Annotated in this window: 17 protein-coding genes and 1 tRNA gene; 11 read left to right on the top strand and 7 right to left on the bottom strand. The window is 69.5% G+C overall.

The features are described 5' to 3' along the window. Positions 1-37: 37 nt before the first annotated feature. The gene (locus Q344_RS0106695) at positions 38-1333 is read left to right on the top strand and encodes an ATP-binding protein (protein WP_028286019.1); all 1296 of its coding nucleotides are present in this window, start codon (positions 38-40) and stop codon (positions 1331-1333) included. A gap of 248 nt (positions 1334-1581) precedes the next feature. On the opposite strand, the gene Q344_RS0106690 is transcribed toward Q344_RS0106695, so the two are convergent. Beyond that, positions 1582-1657: transfer RNA gene (locus Q344_RS0106690), tRNA-Ile, on the bottom strand. Positions 1658-1763: 106 nt separating this feature from the next. Between Q344_RS0106690 and Q344_RS23255 the strand changes: the two genes are divergently transcribed. Beyond that, positions 1764-2612, top strand: a complete 849-nt coding sequence (locus tag Q344_RS23255; RefSeq protein WP_051630328.1) for an MBL fold metallo-hydrolase — start codon at positions 1764-1766, stop codon at positions 2610-2612. 209 nt (positions 2613-2821) lie between these two features. On the opposite strand, the gene Q344_RS0106680 is transcribed toward Q344_RS23255, so the two are convergent. Then, positions 2822-3970 (bottom strand): WD40/YVTN/BNR-like repeat-containing protein, encoded by a 1149-nt coding sequence (locus Q344_RS0106680; RefSeq protein WP_028286018.1) that lies wholly within the window; start codon positions 3968-3970, stop codon positions 2822-2824. A 302-nt stretch (positions 3971-4272) separates the two neighbouring features. On the opposite strand from Q344_RS0106680, the gene purM reads away from it, so the two are divergent. The 3 genes from purM (at position 4273) to rnd (ending at position 7143) form a co-directional block, all read left to right on the top strand. Then, positions 4273-5307 carry a phosphoribosylformylglycinamidine cyclo-ligase gene (gene purM / locus Q344_RS0106675; RefSeq protein ID WP_028286017.1) on the top strand — a complete coding sequence of 345 codons (1035 nt, stop codon included), beginning with the start codon at positions 4273-4275 and terminating at the stop codon, positions 5305-5307. Further along, complete coding sequence (gene purN / locus Q344_RS0106670; protein ID WP_028286016.1) at positions 5304-5897, top strand: phosphoribosylglycinamide formyltransferase; 594 nt, start codon at positions 5304-5306, stop codon at positions 5895-5897. Before purM ends, purN begins: the two co-directional genes overlap by 4 nt. A gap of 88 nt (positions 5898-5985) precedes the next feature. Further along, a complete protein-coding gene (gene rnd, locus Q344_RS0106665) occupies positions 5986-7143 on the top strand; it encodes a ribonuclease D (protein WP_028286015.1) in 1158 nt (385 codons plus the stop codon). Between the two features lie 3 nt (positions 7144-7146). On the opposite strand, the gene Q344_RS0106660 is transcribed toward rnd, so the two are convergent. Next, positions 7147-7632, bottom strand: coding sequence for a hypothetical protein (locus Q344_RS0106660; protein WP_028286014.1), 486 nt, complete (start codon positions 7630-7632; stop codon positions 7147-7149). A gap of 137 nt (positions 7633-7769) precedes the next feature. Between Q344_RS0106660 and Q344_RS0106655 the strand changes: the two genes are divergently transcribed. Beyond that, entirely contained in the window at positions 7770-8180 is a 411-nt protein-coding gene (locus Q344_RS0106655; protein ID WP_028286013.1) for a SufE family protein, read from the top strand. Between the two features lie 7 nt (positions 8181-8187). Here Q344_RS0106655 and Q344_RS0106650 read toward each other — a convergent pair whose 3' ends face one another. From Q344_RS0106650 to Q344_RS0106640, 3 genes are all read right to left on the bottom strand, one after another. Continuing rightward, positions 8188-9192: a DUF3179 domain-containing protein gene (locus Q344_RS0106650; protein ID WP_028286012.1), complete on the bottom strand. Its 1005-nt coding sequence runs from the start codon at positions 9190-9192 to the stop codon at positions 8188-8190. An 86-nt stretch (positions 9193-9278) separates the two neighbouring features. Further along, positions 9279-9833, bottom strand: coding sequence for a peptidylprolyl isomerase (locus tag Q344_RS0106645; RefSeq protein WP_028286011.1), 555 nt, complete (start codon positions 9831-9833; stop codon positions 9279-9281). Beyond that, positions 9826-10332: a peptidylprolyl isomerase gene (locus Q344_RS0106640; protein WP_028286010.1), complete on the bottom strand. Its 507-nt coding sequence runs from the start codon at positions 10330-10332 to the stop codon at positions 9826-9828. The genes Q344_RS0106645 and Q344_RS0106640 overlap by 8 nt, the downstream gene beginning before the upstream one ends. Positions 10333-10459: 127 nt before the next feature. Here Q344_RS0106640 and Q344_RS0106635 point away from each other — a divergent pair, with 127 nt between their 5' ends. After that, complete coding sequence (locus Q344_RS0106635; RefSeq protein WP_028286009.1) at positions 10460-11644, top strand: phosphoglycerate kinase; 1185 nt, start codon at positions 10460-10462, stop codon at positions 11642-11644. A 119-nt stretch (positions 11645-11763) separates the two neighbouring features. Then, positions 11764-12654 (top strand): fructose bisphosphate aldolase, encoded by an 891-nt coding sequence (locus Q344_RS0106630; protein WP_156954633.1) that lies wholly within the window; start codon positions 11764-11766, stop codon positions 12652-12654. A gap of 131 nt (positions 12655-12785) precedes the next feature. Here the strand turns inward: Q344_RS0106630 and Q344_RS0106625 are convergent, their stop codons facing one another. Beyond that, positions 12786-14405 carry an acyl-CoA dehydrogenase family protein gene (locus tag Q344_RS0106625; protein ID WP_028286007.1) on the bottom strand — a complete coding sequence of 540 codons (1620 nt, stop codon included), beginning with the start codon at positions 14403-14405 and terminating at the stop codon, positions 12786-12788. A 157-nt stretch (positions 14406-14562) separates the two neighbouring features. Between Q344_RS0106625 and Q344_RS0106620 the strand changes: the two genes are divergently transcribed. The 3 genes from Q344_RS0106620 (at position 14563) to Q344_RS0106610 (ending at position 17520) form a co-directional block, all read left to right on the top strand. Beyond that, positions 14563-14862 (top strand): FtsB family cell division protein, encoded by a 300-nt coding sequence (locus tag Q344_RS0106620; protein ID WP_028286006.1) that lies wholly within the window; start codon positions 14563-14565, stop codon positions 14860-14862. A gap of 221 nt (positions 14863-15083) precedes the next feature. Next, positions 15084-16112, top strand: a complete 1029-nt coding sequence (gene pdhA / locus Q344_RS0106615) for a pyruvate dehydrogenase (acetyl-transferring) E1 component subunit alpha (protein WP_028286005.1) — start codon at positions 15084-15086, stop codon at positions 16110-16112. A gap of 10 nt (positions 16113-16122) precedes the next feature. Continuing rightward, positions 16123-17520 (top strand): pyruvate dehydrogenase complex E1 component subunit beta, encoded by a 1398-nt coding sequence (locus Q344_RS0106610; protein WP_028286004.1) that lies wholly within the window; start codon positions 16123-16125, stop codon positions 17518-17520.

Genomic DNA, 17520 nt, shown 5'->3' with positions numbered 1-17520 from the left:
GCTTCCTTCCTGTGGGGTGCCCGCGTAGGCTTAGCCCATGATATCGGAATGGCTCAAACATTATGTGCCGCGCGGGCTTTACGGGCGGGCCGCGCTGATCCTGATTCTGCCGGTCGTGGCGTTGCAGCTCGTGGTCTCCGTGGTCTTCATCCAGCGCCATTTCGAGGGCGTGACCGAGCAGATGACCGCCGCCGTGAGCCGGGAGCTCGATCTCCTGAAGGCCGAGGGCGGCGCGGCGGCGCCCGACGCCACGAAACGCCTGCTGGACATCACCGCCGAGACGGTCGCGCCGGGCGATGTGCCCTCCGGCCACCTGCGGCCCTGGTACGATCTCTCCGGCGCAGCGGTGATCTCGACGCTCGACCGGCTGCGCCAGGACCTGCTGGCGGTGTCGCTGATGCGGGAGCGTCGGGTCAGCGTCTACCTCGACGGGCCGGAGGGTCCGGTGCTCTACGATTTCGCGCGCGAACACGTCTCGGCCTCGAACCCGCACCAGCTTTTCGTGAACATGGTCTTCTTCGGCGGGCTGATGACTGCGATCGCCTTCTTCTACCTCCGCAACCAGCTGCGCCCGGTGACCGAGCTGGCCGAGGCGGCGGCCGCCTTCGGGCGGGGCAGGGTGGTGCCCTACAAGCCGCGCGGTGCGCTGGAGGTGCGGCAGGCGGGGCAGGCCTTCCTCGACATGCGGATGCGGATCGAACGCTACCTCGACCAGCGGACGCTGATGCTCTCGGGGGTCAGCCACGACCTGCGCACGCCGCTCACCCGGCTGAAGCTGGGGCTCTCGATGCTCGACGACGAGGAGCGCGAGCCGATGGAGCGCGACGTGGCCGAGATGCAGGAGATGATCGAGGGCTTTCTCGATTTCGCCCGGGGCACCGCGGACGACACCCCCGAGACGGTCGATCCGGTCCGGCTGATCCGGGACCTCGTGGCCGACCTGCGCCGCGGCGGGACGCCGGTGGATCTGGTGCGGACCGAGGGGGCGGGAGAGATGCAGCTCCGGCCCGCGGCGATCCGGCGCGCGGTGGAGAACCTCGTCTCGAACGCGGTGCGCTACGGCAGCCGCGCCGAGGTCTCGGTCGCGCTTGGCGACCGTGCGCTGCGGATCCGGGTGGAGGACGACGGGCCGGGCATCCCCGAGGCCGCGCGCGAGGCCGCCCTGCGCCCCTTCGAGCGGCTCGACCAGGCCCGCAACCAGGACCGGGGCGGCGGCGTGGGGCTCGGCCTTTCGATCGCGGCGGACGTGGCGCGGGCGCATGGCGGGGTGCTGAGGCTCGACACGAGCGAGACGCTCGGCGGGTTGCGCGCGGACCTCGTGGTGGCGCGCTGAGGGCGGGCAGGGTCCGGGACGTGACGCGGAAGCGGCGCCGGGCGGGGGAGGCGACCAGCCGGGCCGGGGGCCGGACCGGTTGCCTTGATCTCGGCGGCAGTCCCGGGGCGCCTGCGCCCCGCGCGTCGCGGGAGAGGCAAGGAGTTCCCGACCACGACGCAGATGGTCCCGGGCACCGAGATCGCGGAGGGGATGATGCTTTGGAAGGACGCACAATCGGCGCGGTCCGACGGATGGCCCGGCGGCGATGGTAGGCCCGGAGGGATTCGAACCCCCAACCAAAGCGTTATGAGCGCTCTGCTCTAACCGTTGAGCTACAGGCCCGCCACAAGGCTGCAATAGGCGCGCGCCACGCGGCGGTCAATCCTCGGCGCCTTGCCGCGGCGGTCGCGGGGTGGTTCTGTGTCCCGGCATCAGCAGGGAGCAGGCCATGACCATCGAACGCCACCGGATCGGAGACATCGAGGTGACCGTGCTGGAGGACGGCTTCCAGCACGCGCCGAACACCCTGTTTCCGGATCACGACATGGACCGCGCCCGCGCGGCGGCGGCGCAGGCCGGGGTGGCCTACGACGGCGCGCAGTCGCTGATCCCGATCCGCGGTTTCCTCCTGCGGGGCCGTGGCTTCACGGCCGTGGTCGATGCGGGCAGCCCGCCCGGCCATGCGCCGACGACCGGGGCATTTCCGGCCGCGCTCGCCGAGGCCGGGGTTGCGCCCGAGGAGGTCACGCACCTGGTCATGACGCATCTACACATCGACCACGTGGGCGGGATCGTCGATGCGGAGGGCCGGGCCGTCTTCGCCAATGCCGAACTCGTCTCGGGTGCGGGCGAGTGGGACCATTTCACCAGCCCCGAGGTCGAGGCGCGGCTGCAGGGCCGCAGGCGGGCGCTCGACTCGTTCCTCTTCTCGAAATGCGCGGTCACGCCCTATGCCGAGAGGCGCCGGGACGTCGCGGGCGAGGCCGAGGTGCTCCCGGGCGTCGGCCTCGTGCCGCTGCCGGGGCACACGCCGGGTCATTCCGGGGTGCATGTGTCCTCGGGCGGGGAGGAGCTGCTGATCTGGGGCGACACGATCCATTGCGAGACCTTCCAGATGGCCGAGCCCGATTGGGGCGTCCTCTTCGACATCGACCCCGACATGGCGCGCGCCTCGCGCCGCCGGATATTCGACCGGGTGGCGACCGACGGGATCACCGTGACCGGGCCGCATGTCCGGGGTCCGGGGCTCCGGAAGGTCGAGCGCATGGCGCAGGGATACCGGCTGGTGCCGGCCTAGGGAGGGGCGGCGGGGCGGGGGCGTCCCACCAGGGGTGACCGGCCTCCTTGCATGTTTCGCGGCCCCCCGGCGTCGGAGATCATCCGGCCGAACCGGATGATGACCGCAATCGGAGGGAGAGGCCTGCCGCGCCGTCGTTCGCGCCTCCGCGGCTCCAACGCGCTCCGCGCCCCGCGTCGGCCGTCTCATCCCTTCGGGCGCGGCCCCGATCAGGCGCTCTCCACCACCTCGACGCCCAGCACCGTGGGCAGGTGCCGCGCGACCTCGCTCCAGGTCTCGCCCGCGTCGCGCGAGGCGAAGACAGAGCCGGAGTTCGTGCCGAAATAGACCCCGGCCGGCTCCAGCCGGTCCCCGGCCATCGCCTGCCGGAGCACCGTGAAGAAGCACGCCTCCTGCGGCAGGCCCGCGCGCTTGTCCGCCCATGTCGTGCCCGCGTCGGTGGATTTCCACACTGCGGCCTTCGCGTCGGGCGGATAGCGCCCCTGGCTGTCGCCGTTCAGCGGCAGGGTCCAGATCGTGGCGGGATCGCGCGGGTGGACATGGATCGGGAAGCCGAAGGTCGAGGGCAGGCCGGCGGATATGTCGTCCCAGCTCCGGCCGCCGTCGGAGGAGCGCCAGACGCCGTGGTGGTTCTGCTGATAGATGGTCTCACCGTCGCCCGGCGCGCGCTTCATGTTGTGCACGCAATGGCCGATCTCGCCGTCGCGCGGAGCCGCCGGGTGGTCGTGGTGTCCGCAATCGGCGTTGGAGAGCCGGTTACGCCGCACCCATGTCGCGCCGCCGTCCTCGGTGGCGAAGACGCCCGCGGCCGAGATGCCGACCCAGAGCTTCCGCGGGTCGTCGGGATCGGCCAGGATCGTGTGCAGGACGAGCCCCGCCCCGCCGCCCTGCCATTCGGCGGCAGAGGGATGGTCGGTCAGCCCCTCGACCTTGTCCCAGATCTCGCCGCCGTCGGTGCTGACCAGAAGCTGCGCGGGCTTCGTCCCGGCGTAGAGGCGGCCATGGGCATGGGCGAGCGACCAGATCTGCGAAAACGCCGTGCCATGGGGCAGGGGCGTGTCGGTCCAGCCGATCATCTTGGCGAAGTCCGGGTCGTTGGCGGCCCATTCGTCCATCGAGCCCCGGGTGAGCCGGGTGAGCTCCCAGCTCTCGCCGCCGTCGGTGGAGCGCCAGACCCCGGCGCCCGACCATTCGCCGCCGCCGCCCGCCCAGAGCGAGTCGCCGGTGCCGATCGCGTGGTTGATCGGCCAGCCGTCGCAATGGGGGCCCTTCACCTTCCAGCTTTCCCGGCCGGGATCGCCCTCGACGATGAAGAGGCCCTTGGTCGTGCCCACGAGCAGTTTCACGCCTTCGGCCATGCACGCCTCCTCCGAACGAGCCCGGCGGAGCATAGCACGCGAACCGGTTCCGCGCATCAGCGGTGGCGGGGGCGGGGAAGCGTTGCGCGCCTATCTGCCACCGGGTCGGAGGCGGCGCGGTTCCGATGTCCCCCCGATCCGCCCAGGGCGGCAGGCCCGGCCTGCGGCGGTGCGGAGATCGGGCGCTTCGGATGCCCGAACCCGCACCATCCCGGCCTTATCGCCCCGCCGCCCCGAACGCCCCCGTGGACTCCGCGCGCGTCCTGCCGTATCGGACCCCGGAGACCACCGGAGGGCGGGATATGAGCGGCAAGAACGGCATCACCTACGCGGACGCGGGCGTGGACATCGACGCGGGCAATGCGCTCGTCGACCGGATCAAGCCGGCGGCGAAACGGACCGAGCGGCCCGGCACCATGTCCGGCCTCGGCGGCTTCGGCGCGCTGTTCGATCTGAAGGGCGCGGGCTACAGCGACCCGATCCTCGTCGCCGCGACCGACGGCGTGGGCACCAAGCTGCGGATCGCGATCGACACCGGCCTCGTCGACGGCGTCGGCATCGACCTCGTGGCGATGTGCGTCAACGATCTGGTCTGCCAGGGGGCCGAGCCGCTCTTCTTCCTCGACTATTTCGCGACCGGCAAGCTCTCGGTCGATCACGCCGCCCGCGTGGTCGAGGGCATCGCCGAGGGCTGCGCGCGGGCCAATACCGCGCTGATCGGCGGCGAGACCGCCGAGATGCCCGGCATGTATCCCGAGGGCGATTTCGACCTCGCGGGCTTCGCCGTCGGCGCGATGGAGCGCGGGCAGGACCTGCCGAAGGACGTGGCCGCGGGCGACGTGCTGCTCGGCCTCGCCTCGGACGGGGTCCATTCCAACGGCTATTCGCTGGTCCGCAAGCTGGTCGAGATCTCGGGTCTCGGCTGGGATGCGGATTGCCCCTTCGGCGAGGGCACGCTCGGCGAGGCGCTCCTGACACCCACGCGGCTCTACGTCACCCCGGCGCTGAAGGCGGTCCGCGCGGGCGGCGTGCATGCGCTCGCGCACATCACCGGCGGCGGGCTGACCGAGAACCTGCCGCGCGTGGTGCCGGGGGCCGAGATCGACCTTGGCGCATGGCCGCTTCCGCCGGTGTTCAAATGGCTGCAGGAGACCGGCGGGATCGAGACCGCAGAGATGCTGAAGACGTTCAACTCGGGCATCGGCATGGTCATCGTCGTCGCGCCCGACAGGGCCGACGAGATCGCGGCGCTGCTCAAGGCCGAGGGCGAGACCGTCGCCCGTCTTGGCACGGTCACCGAGAGCGGAAAGGTCACCTACACGGGCGCCCTTTCGTGACGCAACGGGTGGCGATCCTGGTCTCGGGCGGCGGGTCGAACATGGTCCGCCTGGTCGAGAGCATGACCGGCGATCACCCGGCGCGGCCGGTGCTGGTGCTGTCGAACGACCCGGAGGCGGGGGGCCTCAGGCGCGCCGCCGAGATGGGCGTGCCCACGGCCGCTGTCAGCCACAAGCCCTTCAAGGGCGACCGCGCGGCCTTCGAGGCGGCGCTGTCCGAACCGCTCGCCGCGGCGCAGCCCGACATCATCTGCCTTGCCGGTTTCATGCGCGTCCTGACCGAGGGCTTCACCCGCCGCTGGCAGGGCCGGATGCTGAACATCCACCCCTCGCTCCTGCCCAAGTACCGCGGGCTCCACACCCATGCCCGCGCGCTGGAGGCGGGCGAGACCGAGGCGGGCTGCACCGTGCACGAGGTCACCGCCGAGCTGGACGACGGCCCGCTTCTCGGGCAGGCGCGGGTGCCGATCCTGCCGGGCGACACGCCCGAGACGCTGGCCGCCCGGGTCCTCGTCGAGGAGCACCGGCTCTACCCCGCGGTGCTGCGTCGCTTCGCGGCCGGGGACCGCACGCCGGTGCTGCTGCCTTGACAGCCGCGCCGGGCTCGCTTTCCATGGCGCGCGCGTTCGGCTATACCCGCCGGACGCCCGCGCGGGAAAACAACAACAACGGGGACAGATGAAAACCATCACCACCACCGAGGACCTGGCCGCATTCTGCGCCCGCGCCTCGGATTGCGATTACGTCACCGTCGATACCGAGTTCCTGCGCGAACGGACCTATTATTCCCAGCTCTGCCTCGTGCAGCTCGCGCTTCCGGGCGAGGGCGACGCGGATGCGGTCCTTGTCGATCCGCTGTCCGAGGAGCTGTCGCTGGACCCGCTCTACACGCTCTTCCGCGATACCTCGGTGGTGAAGGTCTTCCACGCCGCGCGTCAGGATCTCGAGATCTTCCAGGTCGACGCAGGGGTCATCCCCGAGCCGCTCTTCGACACCCAGGTCGCGGCGATGGTCTGCGGTTTCGGCGAACAGGTGGGCTACGAGACGCTGGTCAAGCGGATCGCGCGCGAGCAGCTCGACAAGTCCTCGCGCTTCACCGACTGGTCCCGGCGCCCGCTGAGCGACGCGCAGAAGAAATACGCGCTGGCCGACGTCACGCACCTGCGCGAGATCTACGAATATCTCGACAAGCAGATCCGCAAGCAGAAGCGCGAGAAATGGGTGGCCGAGGAGATGGAGATCCTCACCAATCCCGAGACCTACACCGTCCGCCCCGAGGACGCCTGGCAGCGCATCCGCACGCGCACCAATTCGGGCAAGTTCCTTGCCGTCCTGCGCGAGCTGGCGCGCTTCCGCGAGAGCTATGCCCAGACCCGCAACATCCCGCGCAACCGGGTGATGAAGGACGACGCGCTGGTCGAGCTGGCCTCGACCAAGCCCACGAACCTCAAGGACCTCGGCCGGTCGCGGCTGCTGCTGCGCGAGGCCCGCAAGGGCGAGATCGCGGACGGCATCATCGCGGCCGTCGAGGCGGGCATCGCGTGCAAGCCCGAGGATTACCCCGAGGTCGACAACAGCCGCGAGAAGATGCAGGTGAACCCGGCGCTCGCGGATCTGCTGCGCGTGCTGCTGAAGGCCAAGAGCGACGGTGCGGGCGTTGCCGCGCGGCTGATCGCGCCGACCTCGGACCTGGACGCCATCGCCGCGGGCATGCGCGATCTTCCGGCTCTCAAGGGCTGGCGGAGGGAGGTCTTCGGCGAGGACGCGCTGAAGCTCTGCGACGGCAAGGTCGGTCTCGCCGCGAAGGGCGCCCAGGTTCAGATCATCGAGCTCTGAGGCTCAGCGGCGCGAGCTGAGCGCGTTGCGCGCGCCCGAGACGCGGATCTCGCTGGTGCCGGCCAGCGCGTCGTCCGCCACGTAATGCGCCGCGACGATGCGGCGGGTGGCCGGCGTGCCCACGGGCGACCGGCGCGGCAGTTCCGCGGCCAGCGTGTAGGCGAGGACCCCGTTCTGCGGCGTGTCGGCCGGCGTTGCGGGCACCATGCGCACGTTGAAGGGACCCTGCCGGTCGGCCACGGCCTCGACCCGGATGATGGCGCCGCCGGGGATCCGCTCCACGTTCAGCGCGGTGATCTGCCCGACCGGGTTGCCGCGATAGACGGCGCGGGCCGCGTTCAGGCTCATCATGCCGCTCGAGGTGGGGATCAGCGGGTTGCCGGGCTCCGCGGTCTGGACCTCGCGGCCGCCGCCGAACCAGGAACGGACCCCGCCGCAGCCGCCGAGGACGAGGGTCGAGATCAGCATGAGGGCGATGGTCTTGCGCATCTGGTCGGGCCTTTGCAACGTCGCGTCCCGATGGGTTAACCCATCGGCCGCGCGTTGAAAAGCCGCTTGCTGGGGTCGCGAGGTCTGGATCTTGGCGGGTGTGCCGCTTAGGTCAGGGCCAAGCAGGAGAGACGGATATGGCGCAGGACGCATTCGAGGACATCGTCGCGGATTTCGAATTCCTCGACGATTGGGAAGACCGCTACCGGCACGTCATCGACATGGGCAAGGCGATGGACCCGCTCGACGACGCGCTCAGGACGCCCGCGACGAAGGTCGAGGGCTGCGCGAGCCAGGTCTGGCTGCATCCGGTGGTCGAGGACGGGCGCTTCCGCTTCGACGGCGACAGCGACGCGCTGATCGTGCGCGGGCTGATCGCGGTGCTGCGCGCGCTCTACAACGGCCTGCCGGTGGCCGAGGTGCCCAAGGTCGATGCGGGGGGCGAGCTGGCGCGGCTGAGCCTGCAGGATCACCTCTCGGCGCAGCGCTCGAACGGGCTGAGGGCGATGATCGGCCGCATCCGCGAGACCGCCGCGGCGGCGGCGTGAGCCGCGGCTAGCACGGCAGCCCGGCGGCGCCGCATCCCCCGAGCATCCATCTGCCGTCGGGCCAGAAGGCCGCGAAGCAGAAGGCGAAGATGACGTCATGGGGCAGGTCCCGCCCGACGGCGTCGCGCACCCGCACCATGCCGATGTCCCGCGCCCGCGCGATGTCCGCCGCGTCGTGGGTCGAGGCCATGCCGGGTGTCCAGGTCAGGACCAGCCCCGCCTCGGTGATCCGCCCTTCGCTCATCAGGCGCGACAGTTGCCAGGCATGACTGCCGACCCGGAGCACCCGTTCGAGCGGCGCGATGCCCTTCGGCGGAAGTGGCCCGGCATAGCGGGCAGGGACGGGCGCGCTGTCATAGCCCACGAAGGGGGTGGTGCCGTAGGCGCGTTCCCATTCCGGGCGCATCATCACCAGCCCGTCCGGATGGTGCAGCCGGAACACGTCCCAGCTTTCGACGCGGGCGGGCAGGGGGGTGAGCCGCTCTCCGGCATGGCTGCCGACGATGGCGCGGCCGGTGGTCTGCTGCCACCAGCTCTCGGTGCCGCGGTCGAAGAGCACGCTGTTCGAGAAGCGCAGAAGCCCCGAGACCCCGAAGACCATGGCATTTCCCTCCGCGTCCCGCCGGTCGTAGACCACCGCGGAATCGACCAGCACGGAATAGGTCACGGCGATGTCCGTGTGGCCGACGGTATCGTTGACCACCTCGTGCCAGAGCAGGTAGCGCAGCGGGTAGCCCCGCGTGAGCTGGCCCTCGATCTTGACCGAGATGACGGGTTCGCGGGGATCGAGGCTGTGCTCCTCCGCCGCGGGGTGCATCCGGGGGAAGTCGATCGCGGGGATGCCGTCCTTGTTCGGGCCGCCGGGCTCGAATTCCAGCGGATCGACGAGGAAGGCCGTGAAATCGGTCTTCGGCCAGGCTTTCCCGTGGAACGGGTTCTGGGCCGGCGCATGGACCGGCATCAGGGCGAGGGCCACGCAGAGCGCAGCCCGGAGCGGACCCGCAAATTTCATCCCGGTAGTCCTACTGGCATCCGGGGAGTATACGAAGCCCGCGGGACCGTTCCAGTCCCGCGGGCGAGGTATTCCACAACCTGAGGTTACTCGGTCACGGTCACTTTCACCATGCGGTCGGGTTCGCCGATGACCGCGCCGTTCTGGCCTTCGCCGCGCTTGATGCGGTCGACCACGTCCATGCCCTCGGTCACTTCACCGACGACCGTGTACTGGCCGTTGAGCTGCGGCGAGGGGCCGAACATGATGAAGAACTGCGAATTGGCGCTGTTCGGGTCCTGCGACCGGGCCATGCCGACCACGCCGCGTTCGAAGGGACGGTCCGAGAACTCGGCCTTCAGGTCGGGCAGATCCGAGCCGCCCATGCCGGCGCGGCGCATGTCGCCGCCCTCGGTGCGGGCGAATTCCACGTCGCCGGTCTGGGCCATGAACTGGTCGATCACGCGGTGGAAATAGACCCCGTCATAGGCGCCGGAGGCGGCGAGCTGGGTGATCTGCTTCACATGCTCGGGCGCGACGTCCTCGAAGAGGTCGACATGCACGGTCCCGTTGGCCTCGCCCGCGATCTCGATGTCGAGCCCGGTGGCATGGGCGGGCAGGGCGAGAAGCCCCGCCGCCGCGATGGCGATGAGTTTACGCATCCGAGGCCACCTTGACCGAGATCATCCGGTCGGGCTTCGCGGGCGGCTCGCCGCGGGTGATCGCGTCGACATGCTCCATCCCGTCGATGACGCGGCCGTAGACCGTGTACTGCCCATTCAGGAAGTGGTTGTCCTTGAAGTTGATGAAGAACTGCGAATTGGCGCTGTTCGGGTTCTGCGACCGGGCCGCGCCCAGGGTGCCGCGGTCATGCGGCAGGCGCGAGAATTCCGCCGGCAGGTCGGGCAGTTCGGAGCCGCCGGTGCCGGCCATGCGGATGTTGAAATCGGCTTCCATGTTGCCGTGCTTCACGTCGCCGGTCTGGGCCATGAAGCCGTCGATCACGCGGTGGAAGGCCACGTTGTCATAGGCGCCGGCGCGGGCCAGCTCCTTCATCCGGTCGGAATGGGCGGGGGCCACGTCGGGCAGGAGCTCGATGACGACGGTGCCGCCGGAGAGTTCCATGAGGATGGTGTTTTCGGGGTCCTTGATCTCGGCCATGTGCAATTCCTTTCAGGCTTTGATCCCAATTAAGAGACCTCGGGCCGATTGCCAAGCCGCCTGCGGTTGACGGTTCGGCCGCAAGTCGCCATGAAACGCGCGGACCGACTTGGCCGGGAGAGCGCGAATGGGCTGGAAGACGCTGGACGACATGGATCTGAAGGACAAGCGCGTGCTCGTCCGGGTCGACATCAACGTGCCGGTGGATCACGGAAAGGTCACCGACGCGACCCGGATCGAGCGGATCGTCCCGACGGTGACCGACATCCTCGCGGCCGGCGGCAAGCCGATCCTGCTGGCGCATTTCGGCCGGCCCAAGGGCAAGGTCGTGCCCGAGATGTCGCTGCGCGTCGTCCTGCCGGCCCTGCGCGAGGCGCTCGGGCGCAAGGTCACCTTTGTCGAGACGCTCGAGGCGCTGGAACGCGGCACCGAGGAACAGAAGGCGGCCGAGGTCCTGCTGCTGGAGAACATGCGCTTCCATCCGGGCGAGGAGACGAACGACGCCGCGCTGGCCCGGCGGCTGGCGGGGCTGGCCGACATCTATTGCAACGACGCCTTCTCGGCGGCGCACCGCGCACATGCCTCGACCGAGGGCGTGGCGCATCACCTGCCGTCCTGCGCGGGGCGGCTGATGCAGGCCGAGCTCGAGGCGCTCGACGCGGCGCTCGGCCAGCCCAAGCGGCCGCTGGTCGCGGTGGTGGGCGGGGCCAAGGTCTCGACCAAGCTCGAACTGCTGGGCAACCTTGTCGAGAAGGTCGATCACCTCATCATCGGCGGCGGGATGGCGAACACCTTCCTCGCGGCGCGCGGGATCGACGTGGGCAAGTCGCTCTGCGAACACGAGATGACCGAGATGGCGGTGCAGATCCGGCTCAAGGCCCTCGACCTCGGGTGCAGCCTCGTGCTGCCCTCGGACGTGGTCGTGGCCCGCGAGTTCAAGGCGAACGCCCCGCACGAGACGGTGCCCGCGACCCAGTGCCCCGCGGATGCGATGATCCTGGACGCCGGCCCCGAGAGCGTGGCGCGGATCGAGGAGATCTTCGCCGAGGCCGGCACGCTGGTCTGGAACGGCCCGCTCGGCGCCTTCGAGCTCGAGCCCTTCGACGCGGCCACCAGGGCTGCGGCCAGGGCGGCGGCGCTGTTGACGAAATCGGGCAGCCTCGTGTCGGTCGCGGGCGGCGGCGACACGGTCGCGGCGCTCAACACCGCCGGGGCGGCCGAGGATTTCACCTACATCTCCACCGCGGGGGGCGCCTTCCTCGAGTGGATGGAGGGCAAGACCCTGCCGGGTGTCGCCGCGCTGGAAGGCTGAACCGACGCAAGGGCGGCCGCGTTAGCGCCACCAGAATTGAAACCGGCCGACCCCTCGCCTAGAACCCTTGGCGAGGGGCGCGAGCCCGGCCATTCCCAGCAATTTCAGGCGAAAAGATCATGAACGACAAACAGGCGGACCAGATGCGCAGCGGCGCGGGTTTCATTGCCGCGCTCGACCAGAGCGGCGGCTCGACGCCCAAGGCGCTGAAACTCTACGGGATCGGCGAGGACGCCTATTCCGGCGAGGAGGAGATGTTCGGCCTGATCCACGAGATGCGCGCCCGGATCATCAAGTCGCCGGCCTTCTCGGGCGAGAAGGTGATCGGCGCGATCCTCTTCGAGCGCACCATGGACGGTGAGATCGACGGCATCCCGACCGCAGAATACCTGTGGGAAAAGCGCGGCGTGGTGCCGTTCCTGAAGGTCGACAAGGGGCTCGAGAACGAGCGGGACAGCGTCCAGCTGATGAAGGACATGCCCGATCTCGACGCGCTGCTGAGCAAGGCCGTGTCGAAGGGCATCTTCGGGACCAAGATGCGCTCTGTCATCAACGGGGCCTCGCCCTCGGGGATCCGGGCGGTGGTCGCGCAGCAGTTCGAGATCGGCCGCCGGATCCTCGCCCACGGGCTGGTGCCGATCATCGAGCCCGAGGTGACCATCTCGATCGACGACAAGCAGGCGGCCGAGACCATCCTGCGCGAGGAGATCGCGGCCCGGCTCGACGCGCTGGAGGATGGCGTGGAGGTGATGCTGAAGCTGACCCTGCCGGAGCAGGAGAACTACTACGCCGATCTCGTGGCCCATCCCCGGGTGATGCGGGTGGTGGCGCTGTCGGGCGGCTATGCCCGGGAAGAGGCGAACCGCCGGCTGGCGGCGAACCGCGGCATGATCGCCTCGTTCAGCCGGGCGCTGACCGAGGGGCTGTCGGCCAAGCAGGCGGACACGGAGTTCGACAGCGAGCTGGCCGGCACGATCGCCAGCATCCACGAGGCCTCGATCGCCGGGTGAGCCGGGTCTGATCCAGCGGAGCGCGGGCCTGCGGCCCGCGCACGCTATCTATTCTTGCTGACGAGGGGGGCTTTGCCCCCCTCGAGCTCCCCCCAGGATATTTATGGCAAGAGGAAGCAGGGGAACCTGGTTCAGGCGATACGCTCCAGGATCGCCGTGTGGTCGGCGGCGGGGATGGCGCCGGTGAGGCGGCCGCGCTCCGCCGTGAGACGGGTCGCGGCATAGGCGTCGGCGACCGCGGGGGGCGCGTGGCGGATGAGTTCGGCGGCGGCCAGCAGGCGCGCGAGGCTCTCGGCGAACCAGCGGGCCTCGGCCTCCTCCGGGGCGCCGGGCCAGCGGGTGACATGGGCCTTCAGCGCGGCGTCGTAATGGCGGTCGCTGCCCGTTGCGGACATGAGGGCCGCGGTCAGGGCCTCGGCGCTGTCGGGCGCGCGGTGCAGGGTGCGCAGGATATCGAGGCAGATCACGTTGCCCGAGCCCTCCCAGATGCCGTTCAGGGGTGCCTCGCGGTAGAGCATGGGCATCGGCGTCTCCTCGACATAGCCCATGCCGCCCAGCACCTCCATCGCCTCGACGGTGACGAGCGGGCAGAGCTTGTTGTTGAGGAACTTCGCCAGCGCCACCGCGATCCGGGCCAGCGCCCGGTCCGCGGGCCCCGTGCCGTCGAAGGCGCGGGCGGCGGCCATGCCGAGGGCCAGAGCGCCTTCCCAGTCGAGCGCGAGGTCGGCGAGCACCGCGCGCATCAGCGGCTGGTCGATCAGGCGGCGCTGGAAGGCCGTGCGCCCCGCGGCCCACCAACGCGCCTCGGAGAGGGCCGCGCGCATCAGCCCCGCGGGGGCAAGCGCCGTGTCGAGGCGGGTGTGATGCACCATCTCGATGATCGTGCGCACGCCCGCGCCCTCGTCACCCAGCCGGATCGCGAGGGTGTCGGCGAACTCGACCTCGGAGGAGGCATTGGCGTGGTTGCCGAGCTTGTCCTTCAGCCGCTGCAGCCGGAACACGTTGCGGGTGCCCTCGAGCCAGCGCGGCACGAGGAAGCAGGTCAGCCCCTCGGGCGCCTGCGCGAGCGTCAGGAAACCGTCGGACATCGGCGCGGAACAGAACCACTTGTGGCCGGTCAGCCGGTAGTGATCGCCGTCGCGCAGCGCGCGGGTCGCATTGGCGCGCACGTCCGATCCGCCCTGTTTCTCGGTCATCGCCATGCCGAGCGTCGCCCCGCGCTTCTCGGCCACCGGCAGGAGGCGGGGGTCGTAGCTGCGGGAGGCGAGCTTCGGCTGCCAGGGCGCGGCCATGTCGGGCGCGGCGGCGAGGGCGGGGTGGCCCGCGTAGGTCATCGTCAGCGGACAGCAGGTGCCGGGTTCGAGCTGGCTGAGCATGTAGACGAGCGCCGCATGGGTCGCGTGGCCGCCCGGCTGCCCCTCCCACGCGACGGCGGCATAGCCGTGCGCGATCCCGAGCGCCATGCAGGCGTGATAGCCGTCGTTGAAGCGGACCTCGTCGAGGCGCCGCCCGGTGCGGTCGTGGGTCACGAGGCGGGGCCGGTCGCGGCGGGCATCCTCGGCCAGGGCAAGGGCCTCTTCCGTGCCGAAGGCGGCCCCGGCCGCGGCGAGGGCATGGCTGTCCGCTCCGGCGCGGGCGGCGGCGTCGCGCAGAGCTGCGTCCTCGGCCCAGGCGTCGCGGCTGCGGCGCGGTTCGGGCTGGTTCGTGACCTCGTGTGTGGCCAGGCGCGTGTCGGGGGCGGATCGGGACATGGCGTTCCTCCTCGGGTGAAGGATGGCAGGGACGGGGCGGGGAGGCCAGTGCCATGCGTTTATTTTCGCCAATCGGGGCAGGGAGGGGATTCACATTGCGAATCGCCTGTGTCATTGTGCCTGTACCGCCCGAAAGAGGCGGGGAACGAGGCAGCAAATGACCATCCGCAACCGTCCCGCGATCGGGGCCGTCACCTTCTTCTTCATCGCCTTCAGCCTGGGGCTGTATTTCACCTTTGCCGCGGTGCAGGGGGATTACGGGTTGTTTCGGCGGGCCGAGATCTCGGCCGACGTGGATGCGCTCCGGGCGCAGCTGGCCGAGCTCGATGCCGATGTCGCGCGGATGGAGAACCTGACGAACCGGCTCTCGGACGATTACCTCGACCTCGACCTTCTGGACCAGCAGGCCCGCGACGTGCTCGGCCTGATCCGCAGCGACGAGATCGTCATCCGCTGATCCCGCAGGGGGTGCCGCGCGGCACGGTTCGCACCTCGACCTTCTCGCTCATACGTCTCCGGGGCACCGGCAGTCCGCCGTCCGGCGCCGTGCCCTTTCGGCGCGCGGTGCTGCACGGGCCCGGCCCTCTGCCGCGACCCGGCGTCACTTTCGCCTCGCATGGCCCGGAGGAATGTTGTAAGAGATAGTTTAACGCTAAACCATCTTCGGGAGGGGCGCTCATGGCCGCCAGGAAAGCCGCCGAGAAGCCGAACGTATCGGCCGATGACCTCAAGCAATTCTACCGTGACATGCTGCTGATCCGCCGCTTCGAGGAGAAGGCCGGTCAGCTCTATGGCATGGGCCTGATCGGGGGCTTCTGCCACCTCTACATCGGTCAGGAGGCCGTTGTCGTGGGGCTCGAATCCGCCGCCGAGGAGGGCGACAAGCGCATCACCACCTATCGCGACCACGGCCACATGCTGGCCTGCGGGATGAATCCCGACGGCGTGATGGCCGAGCTCACGGGTCGCGAGGGCGGCTATTCGAAGGGCAAGGGCGGCTCGATGCACATGTTCAGCCGCGAGAAGCATTTCTACGGCGGCCACGGGATCGTCGGCGCCAACGTGCCGCTCGGGGCCGGCCTGGCCTTTGCCGACAAGTATCTCGAGAACGACCGCGTGACCTTCACCTATTTCGGCGACGGCGCCGCGAACCAGGGGCAGGTCTACGAGACGTTCAACATGGCGTCGCTCTGGAAGCTGCCGGTGATCTTCGTGATCGAGAACAACCAGTACGCCATGGGGACCTCGCAGAAGCGCTCCACCTCGACCGAGGACATCTATACCCGCGGCGCGCCCTTCGGCATCCCCGGAGAGCTGGTCGACGGCATGGACGTGCTGGCCGTGAAGGAGGCGGGCGAGAAGGCCGTCGCGCACTGCCGCGAAGGCAAGGGGCCCTATATCCTCGAGGTGAAGACCTACCGCTACCGCGGACATTCCATGTCGGACCCGGCCAAGTACCGGACCCGCGAGGAGGTGCAGAAGATGCGCGACGAGAAGGACCCGATCGAACATGTCCGGGACCTGCTGATCTCGGGCAAGCACGCGAGCGAGGACGACCTCAAGGCGATCGACAAGGAGATCAAGGAGATCGTGAACGCCTCTGCCGAATTCGCCAAGGAGAGCCCGGAGCCGGACCCGAGCGAGCTCTGGACCGACATCTATGCCGACGACATCCCGCAGGGTGCCGCGGTGGAAGAAGACGCCTGAGGGGGACGAGATGCCGACCGAAATTCTGATGCCCGCACTGTCCCCGACGATGGAAGAGGGGACGCTGGCGAAATGGCTGGTGAAGGAGGGCGACACCGTCTCCTCCGGTGACATCCTGGCCGAGATCGAGACCGACAAGGCGACGATGGAGTTCGAGGCCGTCGACGAGGGGGTGATCGGCAAGATCATCGTCGCGGAAGGGACCGAGGGCGTGAAGGTGAACCAGCCGATCGCCGTCCTGCTGGAAGAGGGCGAGAGCGCCGACGACATCGGCGAGACCTCCGAGGCGCGCGGCCCGGACGAGGCGAAGGAAGAGCCTGCGGAGGAGACATCCGCGAAGGCGCCCGAAAAGGCGCCCGCCAAGGCGAAGGAAGACGACGCGCCGCCGAAGCCCGATCAGACTCCGGACTGGCCCGAAGGGACGGAGATGAAGACCCAGACCGTCCGCGAGGCGCTTCGCGACGCGATGGCCGAGGAGATGCGGGACAATCCCAACGTCTTCGTCATGGGCGAGGAGGTCGCCGAGTACCAGGGCGCCTACAAGGTCACGCAGGGCCTGCTGGACGAATTCGGCGCCAAGCGGGTGATCGACACGCCGATCACCGAGCACGGCTTTGCCGGTATCGGCGTCGGTGCGGCCTTCGGCGGGCTGCGGCCCATCGTCGAGTTCATGACCTTCAACTTCGCCATGCAGGCCATTGACCAGATTATCAATTCCGCGGCCAAGACGCTCTACATGTCGGGCGGCCAGATGGGCTGTCCCATCGTCTTCCGTGGCCCGAACGGCGCCGCGGCGCGGGTCGGGGCCCAGCACAGCCAGGATTATGCGGCATGGTACGCGCATATCCCCGGCCTGAAAGTGGTGCAGCCCTATTCGGCGGCGGATGCGAAGGGCCTGCTGAAGTCCGCGATCCGAGACCCGAACCCGGTGATTTTCCTTGAAAACGAAATCCTTTACGGGCGGACCTTCGAGGTCCCCGTGCTGGACGATTTCACCGTGCCCTTCGGCAAGGCGAAGATCTGGCGCGAAGGGTCCGACGTGACCCTCGTGAGCTTCGGGATCGGGATGCAATATGCCCTGCAAGCCGCTGACAGGCTTGCAGAAGACGGGATCGAGGCCGAGGTGATCGACCTTCGCACCCTGCGGCCCATCGACTATGACACCGTGCTCGCCTCGGTCATGAAGACGAACCGCTGCGTCACGGTCGAGGAGGGCTTCCCGGTGGGCGCCATCGGCAACCACATCTCGGCCACGATCATGCAGCGCGCCTTCGACTATCTCGACGCGCCGGTGATCAACTGCACGGGCAAGGATGTGCCGATGCCCTACGCGGCGAACCTCGAGAAGCTGGCGCTTGTCACCACCGACGAGGTGGTCGAGGCCGCCCGCCAGGTCACCTACAGGTAA

It is taken from the genome of Pseudooceanicola nanhaiensis DSM 18065 (assembly GCF_000688295.1).
GTDB lineage: Bacteria > Pseudomonadota > Alphaproteobacteria > Rhodobacterales > Rhodobacteraceae > Pseudooceanicola > Pseudooceanicola nanhaiensis.
Note: the sequence above shows the minus strand (reverse complement) of the source record. Positions and strands in the feature narration are given on the sequence as shown.